The organism is Haloarcula vallismortis ATCC 29715 (genome assembly GCF_000337775.1).
In the GTDB taxonomy this organism is placed as follows: Archaea; Halobacteriota; Halobacteria; order Halobacteriales; family Haloarculaceae; genus Haloarcula; species Haloarcula vallismortis.
In genome coordinates, this window is sequence record NZ_AOLQ01000042.1 from 87,204 (window position 1) to 104,969 (window position 17,766).

Below are 17,766 nucleotides of genomic sequence, written 5' to 3' on the forward strand. Positions count from 1 at the left end.
ATTCGACGGGGGCTCACTGCGCTGTCGGGCCGAAACCGGACTGCTGAGCGGGACAGCGGGCTGGCACGTCGCGCGGCCAGACCGTCGACGAAGCCCTCGAAGCGGGGACGCGCCAGGCACGCCACAGGCCCCTGAAACCGCCGCCGGGGTAGCTTTTCATACCCGCGAGCCCAACACTGGCCCATGGAACACGATGCCACGGTCGAAGGGGTCGGGGTCGGCGTCAGCGAGGAAGGGGGCGGCACGCCGGTCGTTCTGCTCCGAGCGCGCGAGGAGATCGTCCCTATCTTCGTCAGTAAGGACCAGGCCCAGTCAATGCAACTGGCGATGGCCGGCGAGCCCTTCGAGCGCCCGCTCACCCACGACCTGCTGGTCGAGATGGTGACGGAATTCGGGGCCGCCATCGACCGGGTTCGTATCGACGACCTGGCTGACGGAACCTTCTACGGGAAGATTGACGCGGAGCAGTACACCGACGACCGGCGCAAGGACATGGTGTTCGACGCCCGCCCGTCTGACGCCATCGCGATTGCCCTTCGGGTTGACTGTCCGGTCGTCGTCACGGACGAGGTCGTCGACGAGGCCGGGCGGCCGCCGGAGCAGTTCGATCAGGGCGGGAGCGGCAGTGAGGACCTCGGGCTGTGAGGACGCGAAACCTTTCTGCGTCTGTCCGCGGTAACAGTACGTGATGGGGTACGAATCGGTCATCTTCGACAACGACGGCGTGTTGCTGACGCTGACGGACATGGATGCACACTACGTCGGCGCGCGTCAAGCGTTCGAGAAACTGGGGGTGGTCTCGCCGTCGACAGCCCACGTTGAGGCGATGAGCATCGGCGTGACGGTACCCGAACTCACCGACATCTGTACTCAGTACGATATCGACCCCGAGCAGTTCTTCCGGGCTCGCGACGAGGCACTGACCGCGGTGCAGCGGGCGCTTATCCGCGCCGGCGAGAAACAACCCTACGCCGACGTATCCGTGCTTGACCGACTTGACTGCCCGCTGGGCGTGGTTTCCTCGAACCAGCGCGATACCGTCGCCTTCGCCTTCGAGCATTTCGACATCGGCCACTACTTCGACACCGTCTGGGCGCGCGAACCGACAGTCGAGAGCCTTCGGCGGAAGAAGCCGCGGCCGTACTACATCGAGCGGGCGATGGCGGACCTCGACGTCAGTGACGCCCTGTTCGTCGGCGACAACGAATCCGACATCGAGGCGGCACACCGCGCCGGCATCGACTCGGCGTTCATCCGTCGCCCACACCGGGTCGACACCCAACTCGATGTGACGCCGGACTACGACGTGTCCGGGCTCGAAGACGTGGTTCGGATCGCCGGTCGACGCAGCGGGAGCGACTGAGCCGTATCCAGACCTAACTGATACGCACCGTTTGTGTTCTGGTACGTATACTGAAAGCAACCTTTCCCATGGCAAGTGCCGTGGAACGGTATGGAGAAGCCGGTCGGTGGAACGGATGAGAACGAACAAGCGGCACGTGACACACCGGCACAGCAGTCCCCCCCTGTGCTGTTGGAGACGCTCGCCGCGCGAATGCCCGAGCCGGTGGTCGTTGCCGCCGCGAACGGGGAGATACAGACCGGGAACGATCACCTCTGTGATCTCCTTGACTCAGACCCATCTGACATCTTTGGAAGCCGGATAGGCGCATTCTTCCCGGATTTGACTGACGTTGACCTCAGGGCCCATTGCAGCCAGTCGCCGGGAACACCGCTGACGTCGTCGTGTTCTGCCGGCGACACGGAGCGGTGGGTCGAAATCGCCTTCGAGCCCCAGCAGTGGGACGGCGAGGAACTGTATCTTGGTATCGTCCACGACATCACCGAACGCCACGAGCGGACGGAGATGCTCGAACAGTACGAGCGCATCGTCGAGACCATCGAGGACGGCATCTACACGCTCGACGAGTCGTTCACGATGCAGACGGTCAACAGCGCCGTCGAGTCGATGACCGGCTACGACAAGGACACGCTGGTCGGGTCGAACGCGACGCTGCTGGCGGACGAATCCGTTATCGAGGAGGCCGCGGAGATGTCACGGCAGTTCATCGAGGGCGAACGCGACGTGGGGACGCTGACGACGGACCTCAGAACGGCTGACGGGGACACGCTCCCGATAGAGACCAAGTTCACGACGTACGACCGCGAAGACGGGAGCTACCGGCAAGTCGGCGTCGTCCGTGACATCTCGGACCGGAAGCGGTTCGAGGAGACGCTCGCGGCGCTACACGAGTCGACCCGAAAGCTGCTACACACGGAAACGAAGACTGCCGTAGCAGAGCAGATACTCGACACCGCCGTCGGCGTGTTGGAGTTACCAGACGTAGAGATTTACCTGTTCGACCGGAGCGACAACACGCTTCGAAGCGTCGGCGACGCCGAGACGGACCGGAGCGCGTCTATCGGACCGGGCGGGAGCACGGTATGGGACGTGTTCGTGCAAGATAGTCCGGTCGAAATTGCGCCTGGCGAACGCATCGACCTCGGGGCGGGACCGGTGACAGCTGACGCGAAGCGACTCTGTCTCCCGCTCGAAGACCACGGCGTGTTCTACATCGAGCTGGGCGAGCAACACGGCGACACCAGAACGCGCGAGATGGTAGACCTTCTTGCCGCCAGTGCGGAAGCCGCACTCGCGCGCGTCGACCGCGAGACGACGCTCCGCGAGCGTGAGGCCGAACGCCGCGAACAGAACCGCGAACTGCGGCGGCTCAAGCAGGTCAACGCGATTATCCGCCGGATCGATCAGGTGCTCGTCGACGCGGAGACAACCGAGGAGATCGAGCAGGCGGTGTGTGACCAGCTGGCTGACTCCCAGTGGTTCTCTTTCGCCTGGCTCGGCCGACAGGATGCGACAGAACTCGTCCCCCGTGCGTGGGCGGGCGACACCGCGAGCTATCTGGACGCCATCTCGCTGTCGCTCGAACGCGATGGCGGACCGCCGGCCGTCCAGACAGCCCAGTCCGAAGCGATGACCGTTGTCCCGTCAGCGGCCGACAACCTCCGGGGCGACCACTGGCGAACCGAGGCACTCTCCCGCGAGTTCCAATCGGCGCTCAGTATTCCACTTGAGTACGACAGCTTCGTCTACGGCGTCCTGACAGTGTACGCCGACCAGGAAGGCGGGTTCGACGAGATGCTGCAGGAGGTGTTCGCCGAACTGGGCGAGACTATCGCAAACGCGATACGGGAGGTCGAATCCCGACAGCGACGGGCGGGCGACGGCACTGTCGAACTCGAACTGTCGCTGTCGGCCCCCCAGTCGTTCCTGACCCACCTCGCAGACCGCGTCGGTGTCTCGGTCGTCTGTGAGGGGGCCGTCCAGCGCAGCGACGGTGCGATCCGTCTTTTCCTCGCTATTTCGGACTGTGACCCCGAGGTCGTCGAGGAACAACTGCTGTCGATGGCGCGCGTCGACACCGCGCGACCGATATCGACCGATCAGTTGGACGGGCTTTACGAGGTCGTCGTGACAGGCCAGACCGTCGCGGAGACGTTGCTGGAGCAGGGCGGGCGGTTGAAATCTATCCGAACGTCGACGGGTGGACTCACGGCGACGGTTGTCGTTTCGGGTGAAACCGATGTCCGACAGTTCGTCGAACAGCTCGGCGAGCGCTACGCCAACGTCACGCTGATTGCGCGCCGTGACAGCACACAGTCTGACAGTCAGCGAGACGGGACAGTCCGGTCGGCACTGGAGGAGCAACTCACTGACAGACAGTTTGAAGTCCTCCAGACGGCGTATCTGAGTGGCTTTTTCGACTGGCCCCGAGAGACGACCGGACAGGAGATCGCATCCAGCCTCGACGTGTCACAGCCGACGGTTAACCGCCACCTCCGCGTCAGCGAGCGAAAACTCCTCGAACTCGTGTTCGGGGATAGCTAATTCTGTCGGAAGAGCAGTTCGCACCTGGCGTTCGGCGAGAGTGTTTTACGCGGGTTGACGCTCGCGGACGCGTGTGTCCACAGTGTACGTACCTCTGTCCGACAGTATGGGCCGTCGCTATACTGTTAGTGGCCAAACGGGCGGGCTGTATCTGTATAGCCACAATCACCTTTTCAATCACTGATCAAAGGACAAACAGCGACGAACGATGTCACAGGCAAAACTGGTCTACAGACCGACACCCAACGAACCGTTGAGCGAAACCATCGTCCACGCCGTGGCCGACACGCTGGGTGTCGACCCCGTCGACCTCGATGATCGAATCAGTGATTGTATCGACCCTGACGCGCTGGACCGGCTATTCCGTCCAAACACGGATCACGCTCCAAGTCCTGATGGGCTGGTCGTGTTCAGTATGGCGGGCTGTCGCATCGAAGTCGAGGGGAACCGTTCAGTGCTGGTGACACCGTCCCGTGACGTTTCGGCCGCAACCGGACTCGAAGCGTAACTCGACACCACGGCTGTTCTGCTGGCGCCCTATACTGCGAGTGGTACTGCCGCTGACAGACGTATTATTGTCACCTTATTTTCCCTTCTGAGCTGTGCATCGATGGTAATTTTCAGTAAGTAGATATTTCTTTCACGGTAGCAATTTAAAAACTGGTACGTAACCTGAATTAAAACCGGTCAAATGCTTTGTTAACAGTACACTACTAGCAGGCTACGCGTCAGTACCACTATAAGCTCAACTTCGCCTTTCGAACGTATGGACCTCGGACACCAACTGATCGAAACCGGCTCGCAGTCGGGCAAGAGCGCCAAGGCAGTGACCGTTCAATCCGGAGAAGTAGAAACAGCAAACCACCAGTTAATTTCACATTATTCGACTGACTGTGCCGAGATACAGGGTGCAAGCGTCGGGGGGCAGTCACGATGAGCGTCGAGTCACCTGCTGTTGATGCACAGAGCCTTCTCGAAGAGGTTCGGACAACCAGCCTCCCGGACCAGGTTGCAGAACTGGCAGACGAGTACGAACGGGTCTGTGGCGAGCGTGATCGGTTCCTCTGGCAGTGGATCTACTCGCTGTTCCCTGAGTTTACTCTCTCCTCTGTCCATCCAGACCACGCGGACCACGTCCGGACGCAGAAGACGATACTCACGATGTACGTCACGATTCTGGACGATATCGTCGAGAACGACGGGGACCGAGACACCTTCGAAGAGGCCCGACGTCTCGTTCAGGACCCATCGGCCGTGGACCCGAGCCGTACCGCGGTAAGTGAAGAATACTTTGCCTTTATCGAGCGTGTGTGGCGGGAGTTCGAGAGCGGACTGACTGACGCGCCGCGCGTCGACGAGTTCTACGACGTGTTCACCTACGATATGCGACAGACGCTGAACGCGATGGACTACAGCGCGGTCGTCAACGAGAACCCCCGAATCGCGAATCTCAGCGGGGCGGAAACCTATGGGGCACATAACATGGTAATGTTCCCCTACGCGGCTGTTGACCTCATGTATTCGCCGGATTTCGAGCTCGCCGATTACGGCACGGTTCGGGACCTCATCTGGGATCTCCAGGAGATGGCCCGGATCGGCAACTGGCTCACGACCTGGGAACGGGAGGTCAAAGAAGGTGACTACACCGCCGGGATCGTCGTGCTGGCCCTTCAGGAAGGGTTCGTCACCCCGGAAGAGCTGGAAAACCCGGATGGGAAAGCCGAACTCATCGACAAAATCAAAGCTGAACAGTTCGAGACCAAGTTCCGAGAGCGGTGGGCCGACATCTACCAGTCCGTGCGTGACCGCGAGTTTGACACGGACAGCGTCGACCTCGACGCGCTGGTGCAGGGCATGGAAACCGTGTTCCAGTACCACGAGGCCAGCCGCGGACACAAGTAACGAGCGCTTCCCGTGGTCCGCGGAGCGGACTGATTCTACGTACGTGAGTGATAGCAGTCAGTCGTCGGCGACGAGCGGTTCCTCGTCGTCGGCGACGAGGCGGTCCATCGCATCAACCATCGCGCGCACCGAGGCTCGGGTGATATCCGAGTCGCTGGCAGAGACGACAACGTGATCATCACCGCGTGACATCTCGATTTCGACGGTGACTAGCGCGTCCGTCCCGCCCGTGATAGCGTCGACGTGGTAGTCTTCAAGCGTTGCGTCGGCGGTGTGGGACAGCGCCGTCTCGGCAGCGTTCATCGCGGCGTCGACCGGCCCGGAGCCGACTGCTGCCTCCTTGCGCTCCTCGCCGTCGACCGAGAGTCGGACGCTCGCAGTCGGCGTATCGGAGCCGGAAACAGCCGTCAAGCCGAGCAGTTCGACCCGGCGGTCGCGGGCGTCGCCGGTGACCTCGTCGGCGATAGTCAGGAGGTCGGCGTCGGTGACGCGCTTGCCGCGGTCGCCGATCTCCTTGACACGGCTGACAATCTCTGAGAGCTGGTCATCGGTGACCTCGACGTCGTGTTCGTCGAGAGCGGCCTCGACACCGGCTCGGCCCGCGTGCTTGCCGAGCGCGAGGCGGCGCTCGCGGCCCACCTTCTCCGGCGGGTACGGCTCGTACATCGAGTCGTCCTTGAGCGTGCCGTCGGTGTGGATGCCGGACTCGTGGGTGAATGCGTTCTCGCCGACCACCGCCTTGTTAGGGGCCAGCGGGATGCCGGTCCGGTTGGCGATGAGCTGTGCGAGGTCGTACACCTGGGTTAGGTCCATCGACTCGACGCCGTAGCCGTGGTCGAGCGCGATGGCCACCTCTTCGAGAGCGACGTTACCGGCCCGCTCGCCGATGCCGTTTATTGTTCCGTGGACGAGGTCCGCGCCCGCTGCAATAGAAACTAGAGCGTTGGTCACCGCAAGCCCTAGATCATCGTGGGTGTGAGTGCTGACCGGACCCAGATCCGAGAGCCGCGAGACGCATTCGAGCGCGCGGTCTGGCGTCGCGTGGCCGACGGTGTCGGCCCAGCAGACCCGGTCTGCGCCGGCCTCAACGGCCGCTCCGAGCAGTTCTTCGAGGTAGTCCAGGTCGGCCCGCGAGCCGTCCTCACCGATGACCTCGACCCAGAGGCCGTGATCGACGGCGTACTCCACCAGTTCGACGGTGTTGTCGACGTTCTCGGCCTTGGAAGTGCCGACCTTCTGCTCGACGTGCTTGTCGCTCGCCGGGACGACGAGGTTGATGCCGTCGACACCACACTCGAGCGCGAGGTCGATGTCGTTCTGGATACCGCGACAGAAGCTGGTGACAGTGCTGTCGAGGTCAAGCCCCGCGACGCGGGAAATCGTCTCGCGCTCGCCGGGGCCGGTACAGGCGCTCCCGGCTTCGACGACGTCGATACGCGCCGCATCGAGCGAGCGGGCGATATCGGCCTTGTCGTCCGGCGTCAGCGAGACGCCGGGGGCCTGTTCACCGTCGCGCAGTGTCGTGTCGAGAAACTGTACCTCACCGACATCTGAGAGCGCACGCATCGCTGGGTGCCCCTCGAACAGTGTGTTCTGACTCACAGAAGATGCTCCATCACGCGCCACGAATTTCGCGGCCAGCCGCCTCGCGGCGACTTCCTCTATCCTCCGTCGGGTGTTCCGACATAGTGGTGACTACTCTACTCTTCACCGTCTAAAAGGTGACGGAACAGACTACCACACCACACACCTGTCGTGTTCAGGATTCCAGACGCACCGTATCGCCCTCAGAAACGTCCGACGCCGTGCCACCGGGCAGTTCGATGACAGTGTCTGCAGTCGCATAGCCGACCGACCGCCACGGCTGCAGGGTTTCGACGGCCTGGACCTCCTCGTCAACGAGCCAGAGCACGTCGAGTGGGAACCGGACAAACAGCATGTGAATGAACTGCCTGCTGGCGTGGTCGAAAGGGAAGACGAGCGCGTAGTCGTCGGGAATCGATGACCGGAACATCAGGCCCCGGCCCTGTTCGAGTATCGACTCGGCGTATTCCACCTCTGTTGCGAGAGGGCGAGCCGCGCCGTCGGGGTCGTGGACGAGATGCATACCACCGCGGAAGTCGTAGGCAGTCAAAAAGTCTTCTGTCGGAACAGAGGGTTTGAGGGGCACGGGTACTCACTGTGTCGCATGGAGAAGGCTCCCGGGGGAACGTCCGTCGGCGTCGACGACCCGTACGATCACGTGAAGCGGTGTGACTTCGTTACCAGCGAAGGGAAATGCCGCTGGGCGCGCGAACACGGCCGTCACGACCCTGAATTCGCCAACGAGCGGAGCGCTGACGACTTTCGTTGTCCGGCGGCGGTTGCACCCGACGACGCGGACGCAGACGCGGAGCCAGAATGGGACTGGGCGGACTGCCCGCATTTCCGCTCCCGGAATCACGACCGGGAGTGTGTCCGCTGCGGACTCGAAGAGCGGCGGATGGCCCACTCAGACGAGCGGCCGCTACTGGAGGAACACCACCTCTCGTACCGTGACGGTAGCGACGAGCTATCGCATGAAATAACGGTATTTCTCTGCCGGTGGTGTCACGCGAAGATTCACCAGTCGTGGGCGCGACTCGACGACGACGTGAATCCAGACCCCGAGGCTATTGCACAGCGTGAGCAGCGCCGCTCTAGGGAACAATCCGAATTGGGCTTTGAGTCGGCCGCCGACCGCTACAACGACTCGTAGCCACTCCCCAGTATCAAAGTTGATAGTTGGTGGCAGACGGATAAGTATGATCACAGTAACTGAGTAGTATAGTGACCTCTCCGGCGCTCACGAAACAGTCGCTGGGGACGGGGTATGTCGTCGCAACTGGTGTTGTCATTACCGGCGCACTGCTCGCCCACGGCATCTCTACCGTCCACCTGTCCCTGGTTGACATGGTCATTCTCGGCGTGGGGTTGACACCGGCGTTAGCCCTAGTAACGGCGAACTATTGGCTTCCAGTGAGCGGACTGTCCGGTGACCAGATATGGACTGCCGCGGAGTGGTGCGGGCTGGGTATCGCGCTGTTTACGCTCATCAAAATCGTCGTACTGCTCGCTCCGATACCGCAGTCTTCGATGATCCCGTCGATACTCGCAAGCGGGGTCGCAGTCGGCGGATTCGGCGGAATTTTGTTCGGATGGCTGCTCGAACTTCGGCGGTCCCGACGTCGACTCGCCCAGAGCAACGAAGTGTTGTTCCGAGTGTTCAGGCATGACCTCCGAAACAATCTCAATGTCGCACTCGGACACCTCGGCGAACTGCAGCGGGAGACGGCAGAGCGTGGCAGTCCGAAATCACGTGCCCACGTTGAACAGTTGAGCGAGACTATCGATGGCATCATCGGCACCACGGAGAAGGCGAGACAGATAGAGTTCGCGTTCGATGCGGACCGCCGCGCTCGGGAGCCGATTGACCTCGTCCCATGTGTCAGAGAACAGGCGAAGAAGATCACAGAGACACACCCAGAGGCCACCGTCGAGCTCGACCTCCCTGAGCAGTCGCAGGTGTACGCCGACTGGATGCTCGACATCGTGTTCCGGAACGTTATCGAGAACGCAGTCGTCCACTGTGAGGAGACGCCGACACTGTATATCTCGGTCGAAGAACGCGGTCGAACCGTGTTCGTCCACATCGGCGATAACTGTCCGTCGATTCCACAGCACGAACGGGATGTCCTCAACAGCGGTGTGGAGACGCAACTGTGCCACTCAAAGGGCGTTGGACTGTGGCTGACGACATGGATCGTGGAGAGTTACGGCGGGGCGGTACACCTCACAACCACGGGCGACGGCAACACCGTGACGCTGGAACTGTGTGGCCCGACAGTTCTCGACGAGATTCGACAGACCCTCCGAGAGTGGCCCTAAACCGACCACGAAGGGACCCATCGACCGCATCAGGAGATATATACGCCTTCGCGGCCTTCGCGTCAGTAATGACTCGAATCGACGTTATCGACAATCACGGACAGTTCACACATCTGGAGCAACGCGCGCTTCGTGATATGGGCGTCGACGTCTCGCTCAGAGACAACACGACCCCACCCGAAGAGATTGACGCCGACGGCATCGTCCTCTCGGGCGGTCCGGACATGGACGATATCGGGAACTGTCCCGAGTACCTCGACCTCGACGTCCCTGTGCTCGGCATCTGTCTAGGTATGCAACTCATCGCCGACGAACTCGGCGGCCGGGTCGGCGGCGGCGAGTACGGCGGCTACGCGGACGTGACGGTTGACATTCTCGATGAGGACGACCCGCTCCTCGGTTCGCTGTATCCCGAAACGCGTGTGTGGGCCAGCCACGCTGACGAAGTAAAGGAAGTCCCACCGGGATTCGAGCGAACCGCGACATCCGACGTCTGTGGCGTCGAAGCGATGAGTAACACGGACGAAGCAATATACGGCGTCCAGTGGCATCCAGAGGTCGCCCACACCGAAGAGGGCGAGGAAGTGTTCGAGAACTTCCTGTCGGTGTGTGACCAACAGTCTGTCGCCCGCCAGTAACCGCTGGCGAAGAATGTAACTGGTTTTATATTCGCTCGTAGGATGTGATACAAAAATGACGGCGACACAGGGTAATCTTGCTGGTCTTTCGCGGTTTATTTTCAGGGCTCCGACATGGTACACGAGCCTAGCCTTCGCGTTGCTCATCGCTGCGATGACCGGCATCGTTGCGTTCGACTCACGGTTCATCCTTGATGACGCCTGGCAGGGCGTGTTTCTCATTGGCCTGCCGACCTCAATTGCCAGTGCGGTGACACCGTGGGTCGACCGGCAGTTGGGCGGGCAACTCACCCCGAACCGGGCTACCCTGCTTGCAGTCATCTGTGAACTCATCACCATCGCGATGCTGACCGTTGCCGGCCTCATCGCCATTTCTACTGTCCGCCTCGGGCAGAACTTCGTCTTCGACGTATTGTTAGTCGCGCTCGCGTCGATATTCGCGTTCCGGCTGCTGATACTGATGGCCGTCTCGCGGCACTCACTCCTGAAAGCGGCGATTCCGGCTAGCGTCCAGACCGTCACTGCTGCTGGACTGCTGGCGATATACAGCGGGGCGACCGCGTTCATTCTCGAAGATCCGATGCTCCGGGAGTACCTTTCGCGCCCGGAAGAGGTCCCGCCACAGGTACAGGGGTTCATCCCGGAGGATTTCATCATTCTCGCCGTTATTTGTGTCATCTACGCGCTGGCAGTCTGGCTGTTTCTGGTCGTCATCGACCAACCGTGGCGCTCCTCGCTGGGTGTTTCCGCACTGGATTTCCTCCGGGGCTTCATCGGCCACATCGCCGAGGGCACGCGCGAACTGGAGGAGTTCTTCGAAGACATCGGCGAAGAGGCCGTCGTTCCGGTCACCTTGCTGTCGGTCCGTCGTCCAAGCGGTGAGGAGAAAGCCCGGTTCCTCTTGCCGATGATTCACCCCGGTCCGATGGGTGAAATCGGCGGCGGGAACCTCCCCAGACGCGTCGCCGAGTCGGCTGACGGCCTCGCCTTCCCGCCACACGCGACTGCCGGACATGACTTCAATCTCGTCACAGAGCGGGAAGTCGACAAGATCCTGTCGACGGCTGAGACGGCGTATCAGAACATCGAATACGACGGCCATGCGACGGCAGGCCACCAAGTCACCGAGGGCGAGGCCACGCTGACGGGACAGGCCTTCGGCTCCGACGCGCTCATCGTGAACACGTACGCGCCGGGCTGTGCGGACGACGTGGAGTACGCCGTTGGACTGTCGGCGATGTCAGAAGCGCGGGCAGACGGGCTGGACGACGTGCTGCTGGTCGACGCACACAACTGCAACGACGGGCTCGAAGGCGATGACCTCGGCCACGTCGTGCCCGGCAGTCAGCGGTCCTTCGACATGCTTCACGGAGCCGGACAGCTCGGTAGCTTGCTCACGGACGCCGAAACTGGCCAGCTTCGCTGTGGCATTGCCTGGGACGCAACTCCCTGGGAGCCCGAGGACGGCATCGGCCCGCTTGGCATCCGAGTCTGTGTCTTCGAGGTCAACGACCAGCGGACGGCGTACGTACTCATCGACGGCAACAACATGGAACCGGGCCTCCGTCAGCGCATTATCGACGCCGTCAGCGGCGTCGATATGATCGAAGTGATGACTAGCGACACGCACATCGTCAATACTGTCGAAGCAGAGAATCAGGTCGGACAGGCCATCCCCGAGAAGGAGATTGTTGCGCTCATCGAAGACCTCGTCGACAGAGCCGTCGCCGACCTCGAACCCGTCGAGGCCGGGATGGCGAGCGAACAGGTGACTGTGACAGTGTTTGGCAACGACCGAACCGAGACGCTGGCTTCGACCGCCAACGCCATGGTGTCGATGGGTGGTGCGCTTGCCGCGGCATTTATTCTCGTCGTCATGGCGATCAGCGTGCTGATTTTCTTGCTGACCTGACGACCCGTCGACCGGCTACGACCCGCTTGGACCCACCGCTATCGTTTGGAGTTGGTCCGTCAGAAAGCGCCGAGGAGGAGATTTGAACTCCTGAGTCCGTGAGGACAGTTGCTCTCGAAGCAACCGCCTTGGCCAGGCTAGGCTACCTCGGCTCATCCATCAGTACCGCCGTTTGCTCTTTAGGGGTTTCGATTTCGGACTCGACACCCCTTTATCGGACCCGTAACATGACAGGCTATGGACGCTACCGAGGCAAGCGAGGCGTCGAGTCAGATCCTCGATGAGATCGGGAGTGCCGTCATCGCTGACCGCGGCTTCTTCGAGACGGTGCTGCTGGGTGTGGTCGCGAAGGGCCACGTCCTGCTTGAGGACGTGCCCGGCACAGGGAAGACGCTGACCGCCCGCAGCGTCGCGACCGCGCTAGGATTGTCTTTCTCCCGCATTCAGTTCACGCCGGACCTTCTCCCGGCCGACATCACGGGCACACACATCTTCAACGAGGAGTCTCGGAGCTTCGAATTCACCGAGGGGCCGGTGTTCGCCAACGTCCTGTTGGCCGACGAGATCAACCGCGCGCCGCCAAAGACCCAGTCCGCGCTGCTGGAAGCGATGGAAGAAGGACAGGTCACCGTCGACGGGGACACCTACGACCTGCCCGAACCGTTCTTCGTCATCGCCACCCAGAACCCCGTCGACATGGAGGGGACTTTCGAACTCCCCGAAGCGCAGGTCGACCGGTTCCTGGCAAAGACCTCGCTTGGCTACCCTGACGACGAGGGCGAGGTCGAGCTCCTCCGGCGGCGTGCCGGCCGGACGACACAGAGTCCGACCGTGGAACCGGTACTCGATGCGGCATCCGTCGAAGAACTCCGGAGCGTTCCGGAGACAGTCACAGTCGACGACGACCTGCTGCAGTACATGGCCGACCTTGTCCGGGCGACCCGTGACGACTACCGGGTGGACGTTGGAGTTTCACCGCGGGGGACCCAGCGGCTGTTCGAAGCGACGCGAGCGATAGCGACAATCGCCGGCCGAGAGTACGTTGCGCCAGACGACATCAAGCGGGTCGCACAGCCGGTGCTGGCACACAGACTCGTTTTGACGCCGGACGCCCGTGTCGAGCAGGTCGACAAGGGAACCGTCATCCAGAGCGTGCTCGATGAGGTCCCCGTTCCGACGGTCTAACCCCACGTCCAGTGGGCGTCCAGCGCGTACCGGTACACGCCGGTGATAACGATTGCAGCGCCGTTGCCGATGAGATAGTCGACGCCACCCCAGGTGACGAACGCGTAGAGGAGCCCTAACTGGAGGGGGATCGCGGTCCCGCGAACGAGATTGGTCTTCCCCAGCCCCCGTATGTACTCCCGCATCGTCGAGTGCTGTGAGCGGTGGAAGGTCCAGGCGTTGTTGAGGACGTACTGCAGCAGGATCGTACACTCGATAGCGATGGCGGCTGCGAGGATGTAGTTCAGCCCCCCAATGTCGGTAAACGTCCACAGCAGGGCTTGCTGGACGGATGCCGCGACCACACCGACAAGGAAAAACCGGACGAGTTGCTGTCGCCGGGCCGGTGTGACGACAGCAGACGCCATACGGCCTTACTGATAACCGAGTGCCTTTAACCGTGCTGTTATCTCGTCGGATGCCTCGGTGTTTCCGGTCCCCGTCCCGTCGCTGTCGAGCGTGGCGAGGTGGTCGGCGACAGCCTCGGACAGTCGGTCAAGCACTGTTGCCGGCGGGTCGGCGTCCGACGAGTCTGCACAGAGATCGACCTGCTCCTCGGGGTCGTTCGTCCGGTCGTACAGCTCTTGGTGACCCGACTCCGTGAACTCGATGTACGTGTACCGCTCGTCGCGTGCGCTGAGCATGAGTTCGCCGTCCGCGCGGCTCCGCGGAATTGGCTGGCTGGTGACGCTCTCGCCGCGGACCGCCGCGGAAACGATGGGACCGCGGTCCTCGATGTCCTCGCCGTGGATCGCCGGGGCGACAGAGGCCCCGTTCCACTCGGCTGCCGGCGAGAGCGACAGGAGGTCACACACCGTCGGCGCGATAGTATCGAGGCCGACCGGCGTTTCGACCGACTGTGACTCGCTTTCCGGCGTCGAGACGATGTAGGGGACGTCGATGAGTTCCCGATAGAGCTTGGGGTAGTGGGCGAGGTGGCCGTGTTCGAGGAACTCCTCGCCGTGGTCGCCGGCGACGACGACAGCCGTGTCGTCGCGATGGCCCTCGGTTTCAAGCGTGTCGAGCAGCCGCCCGATGCTGGCGTCCACCTGACGGACCGTCGCCTCGTACAGCGTCCGCAACGTCTGAAGCGTCCGGTCGTCGACCTCCCAGCCCAGCCCCGTTCGGAGGTGAGAGCTGAGCATCCGAAGGACGCCGAAGTGGTTGTCCGACACCTCGCGGATGTGCCGCGGGGCCGGTACGTACGGCGTGTGCGTGTCCATGTAGTGGACCCACAGGAAGAACGGCCCGTCGGTCGTCTCCAAGAACTCGGTGGCGTGGTCTTCGAGGTCACCCATCCGGGACACGTCGGCGAAGGGGCGTTCGTCGGACCCGCCGCTGAGAACGGTCGCGGCGCGCCGGAACGGTGAGGTTCCCAACTGGACCCACGCCTGAACGGTCGGATGTGCCGCCAGGTACTTGCTGTAGCCGCCGCTGTCGACGAACGGCTCGAACTCGTCGAACCCGCGGTCGTACCCCCAGTGGTCCGTGAGGAAGCCGTTCGCGGCGTTGAACCCCGCCGTTTCGAGCTCGGCGTCCGATACCTGTTCGGCCAGCGTCGGCGTCGACGCCAGACCGATGTCCTCGCTCTCCGCGAACACTGGCCGTGACCCGTGAATGCTGGGAAACGAGAACGGTGTCCAGTTCCCCTGTGCAACGGCGTTTTCGAAGACGACGCCCGACTCGGCGAGCGAGTCCATGACAGGAGAGACGCTGTCAGCCCCACCCAGTGCGTCCGCCCGCAGCGAATCTACCGTGACCAGCACTACGTTGTCGGTTGCCGGGGCCGTCATTGTCGACTCACATGCCCCCTTAATGATAATAGTACCGACGTATCGCGCCCGCAAGCAGGGGTTTGCACCCAGTATGTGCCACCAAATTTTCTCATACCCCTTATACCAGACACTGAATACTGAACGTTCCGGATAAATTCAGGCGGCTATAATAGAACCATACGCTGATAAGGTAGAATTAAACCCTCACTTCGACAATGCGTAGGCCAGAACATATTCGATGACCGACCCGATTCAGTTTCGGTCCTACGACGACCGGGACGCCGACGCTGTCTGGCGTCTCCACGAGTTGGCGATACGAGCGACCGGCAACGACCCCAGCGACATCCCCGGAACGTCGGACCTGCAAAACATCGAGACGCGGTATTTCGACACTGGCGGTGCGTTTCTCGTCGGCGTCGTTCCCGGTGACGACGAACTCCCGGGGACATTCGATGGCGGCCTCGCAGCGATGGGTGGCTTCCTGCCGAACGAAGCCGGGCACGCGGACGAGCGCACCGTGCCCGGCGCGGCCGAAATCCACCGAATGCGGGTCGCTCCGTCCCGGCAGCGGCGCGGTTACGGTCGCAGCCTCCTCCACAAACTCGAGCAACAGGTGGTCGAGCGGGGATACGAGGTTCTGCTTGCGACGACATCTCAGAGCCAGCCCGCTGCGGTCGCGTTCTACCGCGACGAGGGATATCAGGAGGCCGGCCGGTCGACACAGGGCGAGTACGAACTCATCCACTTCGAAAAACAGCTCTAACCGCAGCGCCGGACAGCGTTTAGTCGCCGCTGTAGGCGTCGTCGGTGTCCTCGCCGAAGGAGGTGTTGAGCCCGCCCGGACTCTCTCGGTCTTGCTCGCGCATGCTCTGGCGCGTGAACTGGGGTTTGGCGCGGACGGCCTTCTTCGAGCGGAACGACCACCACAGCGCCAGAGACAGGCCGACGGTTCCGGCGATACCGACACCAGTGGCCGGCAGCGACGCCTGCGTGTAGAGGAACGCCGTCGAGAACAGCGTGCTCGCAAGCAACATCCCGAGAATGAGCCGCTTGGTCATCGTCGCGAGCAGGCCGTCGGAGTCCTCGATGTCGGCCTGTACCCGGAAGTCCTCCCGCTCGACCCTGTCGAGGGCGGACTCCAGTTTCGGCGGGATTCGAACAGCTGACCGGGCGGCATCAGACACTTCTGTCGCTCTGTCCTCGACGAAGTTCCGCACGCCCTCGGCGATGTATCCCTCCTCGCGGAGGTAGTCCGTGGCGACGCCAATGAAGTCGAAGTCCTCGTCGAGAGTGACACAGACGCCCTCGACGACCGTGGCGACGCGCAACACGAGCGCCAGGTTCGCCGGCAGCCGGAGCGGGAACTCGTAGATGGTGTCTTCGACCTGCTGGATGATCTGCTGGACGCGATACTGCTCGATGTCCTCGCCGCGGGCGTCGGCGATAGCCAGTTCCATCACGTCACCCATCACCTGCCGGTCGGCTTCCGGCGAGAGCGTCCCCATCTCGATGAGGGCGTCGAGGATGGCGTCGATGTCCTGATCGGCGACGGCGGCGTAGAAGTCGATGATCTTGTCCTGTACGAACGGGTCGACCCGGCCAGACATCCCGAAGTCATAGAAGACGAGCGTCCCGTCGTCCTGCACCGCGAGGTTCCCGGGATGGGGGTCAGCGTGGAACACGCCGTCATCGATGATCATCTGGAGGTACGCCCGCTGGAGCGTCTCGGCCAGTTCCGTCCGGTCGATACCGCCCGCGTCGAGGCTGTCGATGTCGTTGATCTTCGTGCCGGGGACGTACTCCATCGTCAGGACGCGCCGCGTGGAGTGGGACTCCTTGACCTTGGGGATACAGATGCGGTCGTTATCCCTGAAGTTCTCCCGGATTTCTGTGAGCATGCGGCCCTCTCGCTGGTAGTCCATCTCCTCGCGGATGGTTTTCGAGAACTCGTCGGCTAGCGTCTCCAGCGAGAACGACCGGGAGTCGTCGATGAAATACATCAGCAGGGGGAGCGACCAGCGGACGACCCGGAGGTCGGCCTCGACGAGCGCTTCGATGCCGGGGCGGCGAATCTTGACGGCGACCTTCTCGCCGTCGATCTCCGCCAGATACACCTGTCCAAGCGACGCGCCGCTTATCGCCTCCGTCTCGAACTCGTCGAAGCGGTCGTCGACAGAGCCCAGTTCGTCCTCGATGACGACCTGTGCCTCGTCCCAGTCCGCCGGTGGCACGCGGTCCTGAAGCTTGGAAAACTCCTCGATATACTCCGGCGGCAGGACGTCCGGCCGGGTCGAGAGAATCTGTCCGAGTTTGATAAAGGTCGGGCCGAGCGTCAGCAGCGAATCAAGCAGCTGCTGTGCACGTTTGCGACGCTGCTCAGATGTGACGCGGCGCGATGAGCCGATCACGAAGAACCGTTTCCGGTCTCGTGCGTACGCGACCAACAGGGGCAGGAAGTGGCGTGCGACGACGAGGAACCGCCAGTACGCGCGAAGATTCACC

Annotated in this window: 16 protein-coding genes and 1 tRNA gene; 11 read left to right on the forward strand and 6 right to left on the reverse strand. The window is 62.3% G+C overall.

Features of this window, described 5'->3' with window-relative positions; genetic code table 11:
* Nucleotides 1–183 precede the first annotated feature (183 nt).
* From C437_RS11050 to C437_RS11070, 5 genes are all read left to right on the forward strand, one after another.
* Entirely contained in the window at nt 184–645 is a 462-nt protein-coding gene (locus tag C437_RS11050; RefSeq protein ID WP_004517037.1) for a bifunctional nuclease family protein, read from the forward strand.
* Nucleotides 646–688: 43 nt separating this feature from the next.
* Nucleotides 689–1,363 carry an HAD family hydrolase gene (locus C437_RS11055; RefSeq protein ID WP_004517038.1) on the forward strand — a complete coding sequence of 225 codons (675 nt, stop codon included), beginning with the start codon at nt 689–691 and terminating at the stop codon, nt 1,361–1,363.
* A gap of 90 nt (nt 1,364–1,453) precedes the next feature.
* Nucleotides 1,454–3,907: a bacterio-opsin activator domain-containing protein gene (locus C437_RS11060; protein ID WP_049919741.1), complete on the forward strand. Its 2,454-nt coding sequence runs from the start codon at nt 1,454–1,456 to the stop codon at nt 3,905–3,907.
* A 208-nt stretch (nt 3,908–4,115) separates the two neighbouring features.
* On the forward strand, nt 4,116–4,415 hold the full coding sequence (locus tag C437_RS11065) for a HalOD1 output domain-containing protein (protein ID WP_004517040.1): 300 nt from the start codon (nt 4,116–4,118) through the stop codon (nt 4,413–4,415).
* 425 nt (nt 4,416–4,840) lie between these two features.
* Nucleotides 4,841–5,809 carry a terpene synthase family protein gene (locus C437_RS11070; RefSeq protein ID WP_004517041.1) on the forward strand — a complete coding sequence of 323 codons (969 nt, stop codon included), beginning with the start codon at nt 4,841–4,843 and terminating at the stop codon, nt 5,807–5,809.
* A 57-nt stretch (nt 5,810–5,866) separates the two neighbouring features.
* Here the strand turns inward: C437_RS11070 and C437_RS11075 are convergent, their stop codons facing one another.
* Nucleotides 5,867–7,375, reverse strand: coding sequence for a (R)-citramalate synthase (locus C437_RS11075; protein WP_004517042.1), 1,509 nt, complete (start codon nt 7,373–7,375; stop codon nt 5,867–5,869).
* Between the two features lie 193 nt (nt 7,376–7,568).
* On the reverse strand, nt 7,569–7,916 hold the full coding sequence (locus C437_RS11080; RefSeq protein WP_049919742.1) for a DUF192 domain-containing protein: 348 nt from the start codon (nt 7,914–7,916) through the stop codon (nt 7,569–7,571).
* 81 nt (nt 7,917–7,997) lie between these two features.
* Between C437_RS11080 and C437_RS11085 the strand changes: the two genes are divergently transcribed.
* The 4 genes from C437_RS11085 (at nt 7,998) to C437_RS11100 (ending at nt 12,265) form a co-directional block, all read left to right on the forward strand.
* Nucleotides 7,998–8,546, forward strand: coding sequence for a DUF7097 family protein (locus C437_RS11085; protein ID WP_004517044.1), 549 nt, complete (start codon nt 7,998–8,000; stop codon nt 8,544–8,546).
* A 71-nt stretch (nt 8,547–8,617) separates the two neighbouring features.
* Nucleotides 8,618–9,715 (forward strand): ATP-binding protein, encoded by a 1,098-nt coding sequence (locus tag C437_RS11090; RefSeq protein WP_004517045.1) that lies wholly within the window; start codon nt 8,618–8,620, stop codon nt 9,713–9,715.
* A gap of 68 nt (nt 9,716–9,783) precedes the next feature.
* A complete protein-coding gene (locus tag C437_RS11095) occupies nt 9,784–10,353 on the forward strand; it encodes a GMP synthase subunit A (protein ID WP_004517046.1) in 570 nt (189 codons plus the stop codon).
* Between the two features lie 55 nt (nt 10,354–10,408).
* Nucleotides 10,409–12,265, forward strand: a complete 1,857-nt coding sequence (locus tag C437_RS11100) for a DUF2070 family protein (RefSeq protein WP_049919743.1) — start codon at nt 10,409–10,411, stop codon at nt 12,263–12,265.
* Between the two features lie 67 nt (nt 12,266–12,332).
* Here the strand turns inward: C437_RS11100 and C437_RS11105 are convergent.
* A tRNA-Ser gene (locus C437_RS11105) sits at nt 12,333–12,417 on the reverse strand.
* An 85-nt stretch (nt 12,418–12,502) separates the two neighbouring features.
* Here C437_RS11105 and C437_RS11110 point away from each other — a divergent pair.
* A complete protein-coding gene (locus C437_RS11110) occupies nt 12,503–13,450 on the forward strand; it encodes an AAA family ATPase (RefSeq protein WP_004517048.1) in 948 nt (315 codons plus the stop codon).
* Here C437_RS11110 and C437_RS11115 read toward each other — a convergent pair.
* Together C437_RS11115 and C437_RS11120 are read right to left on the reverse strand one after the other, a co-directional pair.
* Complete coding sequence (locus tag C437_RS11115; protein ID WP_004517049.1) at nt 13,447–13,857, reverse strand: GtrA family protein; 411 nt, start codon at nt 13,855–13,857, stop codon at nt 13,447–13,449. The two genes, C437_RS11110 and C437_RS11115, sit on opposite strands and share 4 nt — an antisense overlap.
* A 6-nt stretch (nt 13,858–13,863) precedes the next feature.
* A complete protein-coding gene (locus C437_RS11120) occupies nt 13,864–15,282 on the reverse strand; it encodes a sulfatase-like hydrolase/transferase (RefSeq protein WP_004517050.1) in 1,419 nt (472 codons plus the stop codon).
* Nucleotides 15,283–15,502: 220 nt separating this feature from the next.
* On the opposite strand from C437_RS11120, the gene C437_RS11125 reads away from it, so the two are divergent.
* Nucleotides 15,503–16,027: a GNAT family N-acetyltransferase gene (locus tag C437_RS11125; protein WP_004517051.1), complete on the forward strand. Its 525-nt coding sequence runs from the start codon at nt 15,503–15,505 to the stop codon at nt 16,025–16,027.
* 19 nt (nt 16,028–16,046) lie between these two features.
* Here C437_RS11125 and C437_RS11130 read toward each other — a convergent pair whose 3' ends face one another.
* Complete coding sequence (locus tag C437_RS11130) at nt 16,047–17,765, reverse strand: ABC1 kinase family protein (protein ID WP_004517052.1); 1,719 nt, start codon at nt 17,763–17,765, stop codon at nt 16,047–16,049.
* Nucleotide 17,766: the final 1 nt, after the last annotated feature.

What these genes read in the sequence shown, in the direction of transcription:
- C437_RS11125 (WP_004517051.1), top strand. Translation starts at nt 15,503, where the DNA reads ATGACCGACCCGATTCAGTTTCGGTCCTACGACGACCGGGACGCCGAC.
- C437_RS11075 (WP_004517042.1), bottom strand. Translation starts at nt 7,375, where the DNA reads ATGCGTGCGCTCTCAGATGTCGGTGAGGTACAGTTTCTCGACACGACA.
- C437_RS11050 (WP_004517037.1), top strand. Translation starts at nt 184, where the DNA reads ATGGAACACGATGCCACGGTCGAAGGGGTCGGGGTCGGCGTCAGCGAG.
- C437_RS11110 (WP_004517048.1), top strand. Translation starts at nt 12,503, where the DNA reads ATGGACGCTACCGAGGCAAGCGAGGCGTCGAGTCAGATCCTCGATGAG.
- C437_RS11065 (WP_004517040.1), top strand. Translation starts at nt 4,116, where the DNA reads ATGTCACAGGCAAAACTGGTCTACAGACCGACACCCAACGAACCGTTG.
- C437_RS11115 (WP_004517049.1), bottom strand. Translation starts at nt 13,857, where the DNA reads ATGGCGTCTGCTGTCGTCACACCGGCCCGGCGACAGCAACTCGTCCGG.
- C437_RS11100 (WP_049919743.1), top strand. Translation starts at nt 10,409, where the DNA reads ATGACGGCGACACAGGGTAATCTTGCTGGTCTTTCGCGGTTTATTTTC.
- C437_RS11095 (WP_004517046.1), top strand. Translation starts at nt 9,784, where the DNA reads ATGACTCGAATCGACGTTATCGACAATCACGGACAGTTCACACATCTG.
- C437_RS11055 (WP_004517038.1), top strand. Translation starts at nt 689, where the DNA reads ATGGGGTACGAATCGGTCATCTTCGACAACGACGGCGTGTTGCTGACG.
- C437_RS11120 (WP_004517050.1), bottom strand. Translation starts at nt 15,282, where the DNA reads ATGACGGCCCCGGCAACCGACAACGTAGTGCTGGTCACGGTAGATTCG.
- C437_RS11070 (WP_004517041.1), top strand. Translation starts at nt 4,841, where the DNA reads ATGAGCGTCGAGTCACCTGCTGTTGATGCACAGAGCCTTCTCGAAGAG.
- C437_RS11060 (WP_049919741.1), top strand. Translation starts at nt 1,454, where the DNA reads ATGGAGAAGCCGGTCGGTGGAACGGATGAGAACGAACAAGCGGCACGT.
- C437_RS11085 (WP_004517044.1), top strand. Translation starts at nt 7,998, where the DNA reads ATGGAGAAGGCTCCCGGGGGAACGTCCGTCGGCGTCGACGACCCGTAC.
- C437_RS11080 (WP_049919742.1), bottom strand. Translation starts at nt 7,916, where the DNA reads ATGCATCTCGTCCACGACCCCGACGGCGCGGCTCGCCCTCTCGCAACA.